Annotated in this window: 13 protein-coding genes and 2 tRNA genes; 4 read left to right on the forward strand and 11 right to left on the reverse strand. The window is 45.5% G+C overall.

Annotated features, from left to right (window positions below; genetic code table 11):
* Positions 1 to 212: 212 nt before the first annotated feature.
* The 7 genes from CA267_RS17130 to CA267_RS17160 form a co-directional block, all read right to left on the reverse strand.
* Positions 213 to 608: a DUF3718 domain-containing protein gene (locus tag CA267_RS17130; RefSeq protein ID WP_075610090.1), complete on the reverse strand. Its 396-nt coding sequence runs from the start codon at positions 606 to 608 to the stop codon at positions 213 to 215.
* Between the two features lie 221 nt (positions 609 to 829).
* Positions 830 to 1,225: a DUF3718 domain-containing protein gene (locus CA267_RS17135; RefSeq protein WP_075609657.1), complete on the reverse strand. Its 396-nt coding sequence runs from the start codon at positions 1,223 to 1,225 to the stop codon at positions 830 to 832.
* Between the two features lie 1,110 nt (positions 1,226 to 2,335).
* Entirely contained in the window at positions 2,336 to 2,731 is a 396-nt protein-coding gene (locus tag CA267_RS17140) for a DUF3718 domain-containing protein (protein ID WP_075609656.1), read from the reverse strand.
* A 531-nt stretch (positions 2,732 to 3,262) separates the two neighbouring features.
* Positions 3,263 to 3,766, reverse strand: coding sequence for a hypothetical protein (locus CA267_RS17145; protein WP_075609655.1), 504 nt, complete (start codon positions 3,764 to 3,766; stop codon positions 3,263 to 3,265).
* Positions 3,767 to 3,777: 11 nt separating this feature from the next.
* Positions 3,778 to 4,932 (reverse strand): zinc-dependent alcohol dehydrogenase, encoded by a 1,155-nt coding sequence (locus CA267_RS17150; protein ID WP_075609654.1) that lies wholly within the window; start codon positions 4,930 to 4,932, stop codon positions 3,778 to 3,780.
* A gap of 426 nt (positions 4,933 to 5,358) precedes the next feature.
* Complete coding sequence (locus tag CA267_RS17155) at positions 5,359 to 5,526, reverse strand: entericidin A/B family lipoprotein (protein ID WP_075609653.1); 168 nt, start codon at positions 5,524 to 5,526, stop codon at positions 5,359 to 5,361.
* Positions 5,527 to 5,557: 31 nt separating this feature from the next.
* A complete protein-coding gene (locus CA267_RS17160) occupies positions 5,558 to 6,550 on the reverse strand; it encodes a mechanosensitive ion channel family protein (RefSeq protein WP_075609652.1) in 993 nt (330 codons plus the stop codon).
* 524 nt (positions 6,551 to 7,074) lie between these two features.
* Here CA267_RS17160 and CA267_RS17165 point away from each other — a divergent pair.
* The 4 genes from CA267_RS17165 (at position 7,075) to CA267_RS17180 (ending at position 7,945) form a co-directional block, all read left to right on the forward strand.
* Positions 7,075 to 7,380 carry a 4a-hydroxytetrahydrobiopterin dehydratase gene (locus CA267_RS17165; RefSeq protein ID WP_075609651.1) on the forward strand — a complete coding sequence of 102 codons (306 nt, stop codon included), beginning with the start codon at positions 7,075 to 7,077 and terminating at the stop codon, positions 7,378 to 7,380.
* 73 nt (positions 7,381 to 7,453) lie between these two features.
* Positions 7,454 to 7,690 (forward strand): hypothetical protein, encoded by a 237-nt coding sequence (locus CA267_RS17170; protein ID WP_075609650.1) that lies wholly within the window; start codon positions 7,454 to 7,456, stop codon positions 7,688 to 7,690.
* 25 nt (positions 7,691 to 7,715) lie between these two features.
* Positions 7,716 to 7,792, forward strand: a tRNA-Met gene (locus CA267_RS17175).
* A 76-nt stretch (positions 7,793 to 7,868) separates the two neighbouring features.
* Positions 7,869 to 7,945, forward strand: a tRNA-Met gene (locus CA267_RS17180).
* A gap of 314 nt (positions 7,946 to 8,259) precedes the next feature.
* Here CA267_RS17180 and cyoD read toward each other — a convergent pair.
* From cyoD to CA267_RS17200, 4 genes are read right to left on the reverse strand one after another with little or no spacing between them, the layout of a single operon-like run.
* Positions 8,260 to 8,565 carry a cytochrome o ubiquinol oxidase subunit IV gene (gene cyoD, locus CA267_RS17185; RefSeq protein WP_075609649.1) on the reverse strand — a complete coding sequence of 102 codons (306 nt, stop codon included), beginning with the start codon at positions 8,563 to 8,565 and terminating at the stop codon, positions 8,260 to 8,262.
* Positions 8,562 to 9,200: a cytochrome c oxidase subunit 3 gene (locus tag CA267_RS17190; RefSeq protein ID WP_075609648.1), complete on the reverse strand. Its 639-nt coding sequence runs from the start codon at positions 9,198 to 9,200 to the stop codon at positions 8,562 to 8,564. The genes cyoD and CA267_RS17190 overlap by 4 nt, the downstream gene beginning before the upstream one ends.
* The gene (locus CA267_RS17195) at positions 9,197 to 11,284 is read right to left on the reverse strand and encodes a cbb3-type cytochrome c oxidase subunit I (protein ID WP_075609647.1); all 2,088 of its coding nucleotides are present in this window, start codon (positions 11,282 to 11,284) and stop codon (positions 9,197 to 9,199) included. Before CA267_RS17195 ends, CA267_RS17190 begins: the two co-directional genes overlap by 4 nt.
* A complete protein-coding gene (locus tag CA267_RS17200; RefSeq protein ID WP_075609646.1) occupies positions 11,281 to 12,249 on the reverse strand; it encodes a ubiquinol oxidase subunit II in 969 nt (322 codons plus the stop codon). The genes CA267_RS17195 and CA267_RS17200 overlap by 4 nt, the downstream gene beginning before the upstream one ends.
* Positions 12,250 to 12,273: the final 24 nt, after the last annotated feature.

Here is a 12,273-nt window from a genome sequence, read left to right on the forward strand (position 1 = left end):
GTAATCGTTCAAGAGCAATTTCCAACGAGCAGCTAGATTTTTCGACGGCAATCAGTTTGTTGGCAAAAAAGGGGGAAACGGCCGCAAAGAAAGAGATAGGGGCGAAGATATACTTCCTTTCATATAAAAAAGGCGCCGGTTAAGGCGCCTGAACTGTGGGCGTACCCACTTACCATGTTGATCGGTGACATCATGGTGTCTAATAGTTTTTATTAAATGCGTTCAGCAAGAGCCTGTGCTACAGGATTACTCTGAAGACCTTTCTCATCTATCCACGTTTGTAACGTTTTGCCGTCATTTTCTGGCTCGCTAAGTTGCTTCTTAGGCATTTTCTTAACTAGCAGAGTACCGGCTTCTACCGCGTTACTCAGCATTGCAGTACGGATAAGGCTGTTACCATCACAGGAAATTCCGGTGTAGTAATCTTGCAATTTGATACGGAAGTCATCTTCTACGTTTTTCATTTTCTTACGTAGCTCGCCTTTGTCATCCGCTTGCACAATAGTACAGATGTTAGCTAACGCATCATTAATATCCGCCAGAGCAGACGTACAAAATCCAAAGCCAACAACAGACGCTAATACGGTTAATTTTACTGATTTCAACATGGTAGGTTCCTCAAGCTGCCACACTGCGTGGCTCAACGAGGCGGATTTAATAGCAAATTTAAAAAGCGCACTAGCGAAAAGGTGATACATCGGTATGCAAAGTTATACAAGATGCGTAGAGAGATATGAAGAAAATGTGGCCCTTGAATAAGGGCCACTGAGGGCGGGGCCGAAACCCCGCAACCATGTTGACTGTTTACATGGTGATATAAATGTTCAGGTTAAATACGGTCTTTCAACTCAGCGGAAATAGGATTACTTTGAAAGCCATTTTCTGCAATCCATGCCTGTAGAGTTTTGCCGTCCGCTTCTGGAGCTTCCAGCTCACGAGCAGGCATTTTTTTAACTAATAAGGTGCCGACCTCTACCGCATTGTTTTGGATTGCAGTGCGTATCAAGCTGTTGCCGTTGCAGCTGATGCCAGAGTAATAATCGCGCAATTTCAGACGATAATCAGACTGTACGGAGCGCATTTTTTTACGTAGCTCTCCTTTATCGTTGGCCTGAACAATGGTGCAAATATTGGCAAGTGAATCTTCAATATCGGCGTGAGCTGTATTGGCGAAAATGATTGAAGTAACAGCAACAGTCAAAGAAGTTTTAACGATTTTCAACATGGTTAGTTTCCTTGTGTTTATAGTTAATAGTTAGTGTGGAATCTATTTAAGTACAAACGGTTATTTACTAAAACATGTCTCCCAATACTGAGGTATATAGCCTTATACCATCTGCGTCAAAGCGGTTGTAGTTAGGTGGTTAGTCTATGATTTAAAAATAGAAATTATTGGTATTCAACTTTGGGAACGCCTTGATTTTCGTTAGAAATCTCTTCAGTATTAACAGGTTGTTCCCTTTTTTGAATGTTTAAAATATTGTAGCCAAGCGTAAATGACGAAATTTAAAATGTTTATTTCGTCCATTTCGCATAAATACAAATTAAACGTATTGAATGTATTTTCTTCAATTCACCCGCTATTCACACTCCATCACAACACCCCTGAAACCCGGCCTAGCAAGACTATAAATCCAACACCCTTGAGTAATAAGAACAAACTTCTCAGTCAAACATCGTATGATCACCTCTGATGGCTCTGCTGAAGCACTTCTTGCTCCAGAAGTTCGGCCATAAAATATTCACCTATTGTTAAAAAGGCAGTTGCGGTCTTTATCTTGGAAGCCAACCGCAGAAATAATTTATACCAGGGCGTGTTGACCTTTTCTGTTCAATCGCTGCCTGTAGGGTTCATCATAAACCTGTCTTGCTCTTTGTTGCTTACTATTTACTTGGGCGACTTTTTTACTAAGAAGGGGCTCCATAGCTCGCGGCGCCATCAAAACAGGTTTATTTTGAACAACATTCGGACAGCAAAGATCAACACGCCCTTGAGCGCGCTGAGTGAGCACACATTGAGGCGGATGAGTATTAACGCGTTACATGACGGCTATTTGAAAGGGAGTTGCTATTACCGAATCGTGACGTCTTGTTTATTCGCCGCTGGATGCGCTGAGGGAGTCAGGCGGGTTGGACATTCTCCTCGCTAACTAAAAGTAGCGAATTGGAGAAGGGGGTTTTACCAGGAGGGATTTATTTTCTTGTGAATGTGAAATAAGTGCAGTTTATTTAGGTGAAGTGAAAAACAAATAAAAAAAGCGGCTTCGAGAAGCCGCTTTTAGTGCGGGGAATGTCCCCGCTACCATGTTGACTGGTCCACATGGTGTGGAAACATTTACATGCGTTCTTGAATTACCGCTGCAATTGCGCTGCCTTGTAATCCGTTCTCTGACACCCATGCTTGCAGAGTTTTGCCGTCTTTTTCTGGCTCAGATAAATCGCCTTTTGGCATTTTTTTCACTAATAGCGTACCGGCTTCAACCGCGTTTGCCAGCATAGCTGTGCGAATCAGGCTGTTTCCACCACAAGAAATTCCGGAGTAGTAGTCGTGTAATTTCATACGGTAATCTGACTCAACTGTACGAATTTTTTTACGAAGTTCGCCCTTATCATCAGCTTGTACAATGGTGCAAATATTAGCTAAGGCATCATTGATGTCAGCTTGTGCAGTATTGGCAACACCGACGCTAGCCAGGGCTAATAAAACTGAAGTTTTAACGATTTTCAACATGGTTAATTCCTCGAAATAAGAGTTTAAGTTATTAGGGCCTGCGTTATTCTTTTTTTTGCAGGCCGCTGGTTCGGTGAGTATTTAAGCTAAAAAAGACGTTTCAAAATAGTAGTAAAGCGATACTTCGGTATTTGAAGTTATACTTAAAGTGGCTATGAAACAGGGATTCCTGGGATAGGGAGCGATATTAAGCAGGCAGATAGAATTGCTCGCGAAGCTTTAGGTTATTGGCCTTCAGCGCTAGAGGACTTAAATAAGTTGATGCTTTATCCAGGGCAACCGCATGAGTGAGCGAAAAGCCATCAACTAAGAAACTCCCACTTATTGTTTAAAAAATATTAACGATCTCGCGCTGATTTTTATTGAAGAATGATGCCAGTCTAACTGGTAGAAGGACAAATTATTCTCAATAAGAGAATTGCCGTATGAAATAACCTGCGGGTTCCTGATGTCCAACACCAAATTCAGCAAAACGGCATGCGGTAAAGCCGCAACAACGACCTTACCGCATGTATATGTTTACCTGAGATACTACTTATTTTTACGTGAAGAAAGCCACCATGCGACACCAGTTACTACAACCGCCGTTACTGCTGCTTTTTTTATCACAGCCGGACGATTATGCTCCCACTGCGCTTTCATGCCTTTTTCTTTAAAAACGTTTGTGACGCGGCCGTGACATAAATCGCTCACAATTCCTTCAACTGAATTGATGCGATCTGCCAGAACAAGAGGGAGCCAGTGGGCGAACCTGCCTTCACCGTATCGAAACGCTATGCGTCTTAACATGCCGCTGATCCCTGAGGGTGCTGCTGACGTCCCGTACACCGCAGTAACATCTGGACGTTCAATAGAATGCAGTACCTCTTGATCCACTGGTTGTTGCTTGGGGCGATCCCATTTTACCTCATGAGCGGCCTTGTCGCGCTGCTGCAGCGGATACGTGGGGTCGTTATCAGGATCAGCATCAATGCCCCAGCCATTAATGTGTTTCATGTCTTCAGCAGATACTTCGGGTTTTTTTATATCATTCATCGTCATACTCCTTATTTGTCAGCCGAGGGGGTAATAAGAACGGTTTTGATACAGCCATCAAGCTTGTCGCTGAAGATACGATACGCATCAGAGACTTCTTCCAGCGGTATCCGATGGGTGATCAACTCTTTAGGTTTCAGCACGCCGTTTTGCACGTGCTCGATAAGTCGCGGGAGCAGACGTTTGACCGACGCCTGGTTGGCCCGCAGTGTGATGCCTTTGTTCACCACATTACCCATTGGCACCAAATTGAGGGTAGGGCCATAAACTCCAACTACTGAAACAATACCGCCTTTTTTCACGGAATTGATTGCCCATTGCAAACCTGTGGCTGAACCAGCCTGCAACAATGTTTTACGGCCTGTAATAGTTTGTAATGCATCACCAGCAGCTTCTGCTCCCACTGCGTCGATACAGACATCGGCTCCCAGCGAGTCGGTGAGCTTTTTAATGAATACCACGGGATCGGCCATTGACAGGAAATTATACGTCTCGCATTGCGCATAGTTCTTAGCGAATTCTAATCGGTAATCTTCTTTATCGATAATAATGACGCGGCCAGCACCAAACAGCCAACTGCAACGAGCCGCCATAATACCAATAGGGCCAGCACCAAACACCACTACGGTATCACCGCGCTGGATCCCCCCCATTTCAGCCGCTTGATAACCGGTGGGTACCACATCAGTCAACATCACTGCATCGTCTAAATCCATGCCTGGGGGAATGACTGTAGGCCCGATATCGGCATAAGGAACACGCACGTACTCAGCCTGGCCTCCGTCATAGCCGCCAGCGGTGTGGGAGTAACCAAAAATACCGCCCACTGCGGTGGCCTGGGAATTGGCTTCGTGGCAGTTGCCGTATAACCCTTTTTTACAAAACGCGCACTGGCCGCAGGCGATGTTAAAGGGAACCAGCACGCGATCTCCAACGTTAAGGTTGTGAACATCTGGACCCAGCTCCTCGATTACACCTGTAAATTCGTGGCCGAAAGTCGTTCCCACTCGTGTATCTGGTACATTGCCGTTATACAGGTGTAAGTCGGACCCGCAGATACAGGATCGGGTGACCCTGACAATGGCGTCGCGCGGGTGTAGAATTTCGGGCATTGGCTTTTGGTCGGCGCGAACCCGTTGAGGGCCACGGTAGTTCATGGCGAGCATAAATATATCTCCTTAATGGCTAAAAATTTCAGCGGGTTGAACGGGAGGACACGCTAAGAAACCGTCAGTCCAGCAAAAGGACGCTAGCGAAACCGTTGCCACTGCAAAATAGAAAGAGCAAATTTCGATTACCAGAGGCAAATTGCAAGAGGTGTGCCTTATCTCTGGCGATCAATATTTAATTCCAGCGCAAGCGGTACGTTTATGTTTAACATCTGTAATGTGTCGCAGCTATTGCCGAGTAGGCAAGGGACGAGAAGTGTGAGAGACATCTTTTCGCATTGGTTTGAACAATATTTTTTGCTGTCACAAAACGAAATGCATGGCCGTTGCCGCAAAGCGAGGAAGTTGAGGCCCCTGTAGGGACGGATACACGATAGCAGTGAAAGAGGCAGCAACGGTCATCTGTTGCCGCCTGCAAATTACCTAGTTTTGTGCATCTTCTGATGCATCTTCAACAGATTCCCCGGCCGATTGAATATCCTCGCCGGCTCCCTCCATTGTGGCGCATCCTGTTAGCAGTGAACCCAGAAATGCCATCAACAGCACCAGGGATTGCGAGCGTAAGCGTCTTGATGTGTATAGTGACTTCATATATTACTCCTTGTTACGATTGTTTATTAAGTTACTCAGAAGACGCATCCTTATTTTCGTCAGATGCTTGTGTTCTAAGTGGGGGTGAAGAGGAAGTTGAATTTTCATTTTTTTCATCGGCGTTGCCTTGAGCAACGGGTTTTAGCATGGTATCCAGCTTTTCGCCGCCTTTGGCGCCAAAATCGAGAGTACGGATTGGAAAGGGTATGAGAATATCAGCGTCACTGAGCGAACGTTGTACGGTAACAATGGCGTCGTGTCTGACCTGCATAAAGCCGGGTTCACCGGGATAGCGGATCCAAAACCACAGCAGTAAATTTATACTGCTCTCAGCAAAGGATTCTGCGAATACAGCGGTGTCATCCTTATTGATTACGTAGTCTTTTTTATTCATCGCTTCAACAATAACTTTTGCTGCTTTATCTGGATCATCAGCGTAAGAAATACCGACAGGCACTTCTATTCGACGATGACCAAGCACACTGTAATTGGTAAGAATATTTCGGAACAATATTTTATTGGGAATGATTTCACGCTGGCCGAAAAACGTTTCCACGTGAGTGTTACGAAGGTTGATAGACGCTACCGTCCCAAACACGCTTTCCGCCTCAATCACGTCCCCGATTTGAAATGGCTTTCGAATACCCATAGCCACGCCAGCAATAAAGTTTTCGGTAAGATCTTGAAAGGCGAAACCGATGGCAAGTCCCACTATGCCAGCGCCAGCAAGAAGCGACGTTACAGTGCCGCGCAGGCCGACGAAATCAAGAGCAAGGAAAATCCCTGCTAGTACCACCAGAGCCTTGATGATAGACGTAATAAGATCGGCAATTTGAACTGAATCAAATGTACGATGAAGTACGCCTCTGATGACTCTTCCCACAATCTTAGCAAGAACACCAAATGCAACTGCAATGATAATTGCAACGATGATATTTGGGATATGCTTTATACCAATGACAAGCCAGTGTTCCAGCTTCTCGCTAATCAGTTGATAAAACTTTTCTAGTTCCGGAAAATCCATGCCACTCCTTGCTTGTGGTGATGTGTGCAGCGAGTTCGGAAAATAGAGTCACCCGGCAATTAATGCTGAGATATCTGAATTAGTCTTGGCTCATTACCTCTCACTGCACCCAAACGGATTCAAAATACGTTCCGGTTTGCGAAATTCTTTCGGTGAACATATCAAGCCTGCGTGGGCGCTCTTAGCCTTTGTTATTTTTAACAAAGGAAAGTAGAGGACATGACTACATAATAGTTATTGCCTGCAAGATCTACTGCTACCGTGAAAAAATGACAAAATCATTTGCGGCTTTGAAAATGGCGATTACCACTACTAAATTGTACGCGATCAAGATGTAAACGAAGATTAACGCAGCTTAATTAACGATAAAGCGAAACCTATATTGTTTGTGAGGTTTAACGAGTAGGCTGAGCTATCTTCAACGATGAAGTACGTTGGAAAAATGCCGTTGAGGAGAAAGCAATAGGAGTTAAAGCCACTCAAAGCATGCTATTAATTTAATAATGATTAAAAGGAACTGGTAAATGTCAAGAAAGTATAACGATGAAGAAATTGCTGAAGCGTTGACGCTATTAAATGAAAAGTTACAAGAAGACGAGCAATGGTCGAGGAATGGCGATGGTATTACCAAGACGTTTTCATTTAAAAATTTTATAGGCGCGTTTGGATGGATGTCGCAGGTGGCGATTTGGGCGGAAAAACTTAATCATCATCCAGAGTGGTTCAATGTGTATAACAAAATTGAAGTGAAGCTGACTACCCATGATGCAGATGGACTTAGTGAACTTGATTTCAAATTAGCTGAGAAAATGGAGAAGCTGAAGCCATAAAATGACAGAGGAAGATCGCGAATAGTTGTTAAACAATAAGTGAAAGTTTCTTAGCCGAACTTCTGGAGCATGGATGCTCCAGCAAAGTCATCAGGGACGATTTGACGGCGTTTCGGATAAGGAACTTTTACCTATTTTCACAGCTGATGGTTTTTCGCTCATTCATGCGGTTGCCCTGGATAAAATGATGTTGTTTTCACCATATCGTTCAATAAACCAGCTATCGATAAAAATGTGTCACATAATTGAAATAGATACTTGCCAAGGCCTGAGGCCTATGTATAATACGCACCACTTGGAAGGCATGTGAAGCACATACCACTAAGATTTACAGTCGCGGGATGGAGCAGTCTGGTAGCTCGTCGGGCTCATAACCCGAAGGTCGTAGGTTCAAATCCTGCTCCCGCAACCACATACAGATAGGTTGCTTAAGTAAAACCAAGTGGCATATCAACAAAGCGAAAGCGTCTCGCTTTAAAATAGACAGACGCGGGATGGAGCAGTCTGGTAGCTCGTCGGGCTCATAACCCGAAGGTCGTAGGTTCAAATCCTGCTCCCGCAACCACATACAAAAACACCGCCTAAATGGCGGTGTTTTTGTATGTGGAATAAAAAGCGGACATAGCGTCTCGCGACGCCTCTTTATTATGGCATCGGGAACATTGTGAACTTCCTCCGTTCCGGTGTAGCGCAAGTGTATGGAATGAAGGGATGGCGGCTTGTTAAAAAGGAACAGCAAAGGCCCACGCCCTGGTAAAGATCCTGTAATCCCGATGTGAGCATAAACGGAGGGGACAGATGGCTTCTATCGTCGTGTTTGGTATTAACGCCGTGCTGAATGAGCACATAACGATGTGGGTTAGTATCTGGCCTCTAAGGTTAGTGCATTCGAGAAGATAAATCTGTCATTATCCACAGGGTGCCCCCCACCATGATAATGAGAAGCAGCACCGTAAACAGGATCAGGTGCAAGTCTTCTCTTTTTTGCTTGCTGAAATTTATGTGCAAAAAGAAACGAAACTGCACTGCAATTTGCGTCACTGCTGCAATAGCGATAACAATGTACAGGGTGGCTGGGGAAAATGCTTTTGTGTAAACGGCGTAAAAGGGGATGCTGGTAAGTATTACGGAAAATACAAAGCCCATGATATAGCTTTTTAGTTCATTGTATTTTTCAGCATTCATATAAATCCTCCCAGGAAAACGCCAGAGAAAATTCCCACCCATACAATATCCAGAAAATGCCAGTATAAGCTCCAGCGCATCAGGCGTGTCTTAACCTTATCCTCTAAGCCAAACTGTAGTGCCTGTACAACCAAAACCAAGGCCCACAGACAACCTGCGATCATGTGCAGCCCATGCAATCCTACTAACGCATAATACGAAGTTAACCATCCACTTCGCGAAGGTATTCCCCCTTTTTCAGCCATGGTGCTGAAATCGCGATACTCCAAACCAATAAATACCATTCCTAAAAGCGTGGTAACAAGTATCCAGAACACCAGAAAAAAGATACTGTGTTGCTGATTATCGCTGTGCTGGTGTTTAAGGGACATGCTGACCATACCGCAGGTCAGGCTACTGAAAAGAAGCACCGCAGTCTGAAGGCAAACACTTTTAAATTCAAAGAGATCCTTGGCTGTTGGTCCGCCTGCAGTGGCACCCATGGCGGTGCCATACACTGCAAATACTAATCCGAAGGTGATAAAATCGCTCATTAGAAAAATCCAGAAACCGAACATCGCGATTTCTGCTCGCTCGTCTGCGCTGCCGTGACCTTCTCCTAGATTTAAACCAGGATGTCGGCTCCCTGTACTCATACCGATACCGCTCCTTCTGTTGACGCCTTACCTTTGTTGCTGGCGGTACTTTCCAGATCCCGTTTAATACCGGGAGCAGACTGCGTTTGGTTACGCCACGCTGAATCTTTTTGACGTACTGTCGCGGCGCTGATCACCTGACATTTTTCGGCACGAAAACTGTGCCAAATTAAAACCACGGGAATAGCCAGGCCGCACAGTAAGGCTAACCAGTATATCCACCATGTAAGAGCGAATCCTAACAGGGTAAACAGGCACATGAATATAAAGCCTAACGAGCTGGGCGCGGGCAGTACAATTTCATGGTATTGACTGGGCACATTATATGGAGCGCCACTTTCTTTAGCATAAGCGAATGCGTCTATGCCTGAAATTTGGGGCGGATGTGCAAAATTCCATTCATCAGGCGGAGAGGGCGTCCACCATTCCAACGTTCTGCCGTTCCAGGGATCGCCGTGAGGCACCGCTAACGTATGGCGGTTTTTAATGCTCACCCAAAAAGTAGCAAAGAGCATCAACATGGCGCTTACCAGGCAAAGGGCGCCGAATCCCGTAAGAATCATCCAGGGTTCAAATTCGGCATTGTAATAGCTGGGGCTGCGTCTGGGCATGCCCATTAAGCCTAGCCCGTACAACGGTAAGAAGGTAACGGAAAACCCGATTGCCCAAAGCAGCGCCGTAATTTTCCCCAGCTTTTCATCCAGTCTGAAACCAAAAGCTTTGGGGAACCAATAATGAATGCCCGAGAGCATACCGAACAGAAGCCCCGGCAGCAGTACATTATGAAAATGTGCTACCAGAAAAAGAGAATTGTGGACCTGATAATCAATAGTGGGATTGGCAAGTACAATGCCGCTCAAGCCGCCTATGACAAACAATATAAAAAAACTGGTTAAATAAATGATGGGAACAGTTAATCGAATGCGCCCGCGAAACAATGTCGCCAGCCAGTTATAAACTTTTACGCCGGTTGGGATGGCAATGAGCATTGTTGCCACGCCAAATGCGGCATTAACAGTGGCACTTTGCCCCATAGTGAAAAAGTGGTGCAGCCAAACAGTGAAAGACAGAACAGCAATACACATCGTCGCCACCACTAACGATTTATAGCCGTAGAGACGCTTACCCGCAAACGTTGCAGAGGTCTCAGAAAATACGCCGTAAGCGGGCAAGATTAAGACATAGACTTCCGGATGACCGAACATCCAGAACAGGTTGGCGTAATTCATCATATTGCCACCCAAATCATTGGTAAAAAAATGGAAGTCTAAGTAGCGATCCAGCGCTAACATTAAAACAGCAACGGTGAGTGCTGGCATTGAAAAAATAATCAGAATGGAGGTGCACAACGTAGTCCAGGTGAACAGCGGCATATAAAGCAGGCGCATGCCCGGCGCCCGCAATTTGTAGATGGTCACCGCAAAATTAATTCCGGAAAGTAAGGTGCCTACTCCAGAAATTGCGATGGCCCAAATCCAGTAATCCGGTCCTACGCCGGGAGAAAACGCTTTGGCGGTGAAGGAGGGATACGCGGTCCAGCCGCCGGTTTCAAATTCTCCGATAACCAGCGAAATCATTACCAGCGCCGCTCCCGCTGTAGTTAGTCCTAGGCTGATCTGGTTCATTAGCGGGAATGCCATATCCCGCGCGCCGATTTGTAAAGGCACCAGATAATTAATCAGTCCGATGATAAACGGCATGGCAACGAAAAATATCATGATCGTGCCGTGAGTGCTGAACAGTTCCGCAAAGTGATGCGCGGAAAGTATACCGTTGCCACCGAGGGAGGTTGTCTGATGGGCTCGCATCACTGCGCCCTCAATTACACCCCGGCTCATCATCACAAGGCCCAGTACAATATACATGATGCCAATTTTTTTATGGTCTACGCTGGTTAACCATTTTTCCCAAAGCGGCTTCCAAAGCCGGTAACGAGTTAATAGTGCCACCGCCACCAATATTCCGATGACTTCTGTTGATGCCGCGCCACTGACCACTGCGTTATTAATAGAGGGATCTTTAAATACATCAAACAGCGTGACTACATCTGGTGATAGCCGACCTGTCAAAGACCAGGTGCTCATTGCAATTCCTTTTTCATCTGTGTGCAAAAGTTTGTCATTGGCAAATCCAGTGAGGGCAGGGAAGCACGTTCAGCTTCGTACGTCGGACTACCTGGTTGGGCAGTGTCGGGTACGGCGCTGTGAGTGTGGTAGCGGTTCACTATGCGATGAAACAAATGTGCAGGCAGCGCATTGAAATTTAATGCTTCATTGTTCTTTAAATCCAGCTGTTTGCGCGCTAAGGCGGCATTGCCGGGTTTTGCTAAAATGTGGTAATTTTCAGCAGTAAGCTGATTACCTGTATCTTTTACCTGACTTACCCATTGTTGGAAGTCTGCTGTAGATAAGGCTTTCACTGCAAAACGCTGTTCAGCAAATTTGTCGCCGTTGTATTGTGTGTTTTCGCCCAGCGTTTCCCCTTTTTTACTCGCTATAAAATTAAGCTGCGTTGTCATTCCGGGCATTGCATAAATTTGCCCGGCAAGAGCCGATATCCGAAAGCTTTGCATTACAGTATCTGTGGTTAATTGCAAAGAAACCGGGCGACCAACGGGAAGATTAAGTGCATTGACTGTGGCAATATTGTACTGAGGATAGATAAACAGCCATTTCCAGTTTAAGCCTACAACCTGAACACATAACGGCGCGACATTTTCTTGTGATTCAATGGGTCTATAGGGGGCAAGTTCGGCAACCGAGTGCCATAACTTAAATGCTAGCGCCGTAACAATAATAGAGGGAAGCCCCCAGAGAACGTATTCCAGCTTTATGCTGAACGCCCAGCTAGGGAGGTATTTGGCTTTTTTATTCTGATAACGATAACGCCAAAGAATTAAAGGTGTAGCTATTAACACCGGCACAATTGCGCCTAGTGTCAGCACAATTACCCATATCAGGTGAGAGCGCTGAGCTTCCGCGACGCTACCCAGTGGCGCGAGAAATGTTGCGCTTGCATTTGCGGGCGGTATCAGTAATAGCAGTGACAAAAGGGGAAGGCTAGCTGCTATACG

Source organism: Alteromonas pelagimontana (assembly GCF_002499975.2).
Taxonomy (GTDB): Bacteria; Pseudomonadota; Gammaproteobacteria; order Enterobacterales; family Alteromonadaceae; genus Alteromonas; species Alteromonas pelagimontana.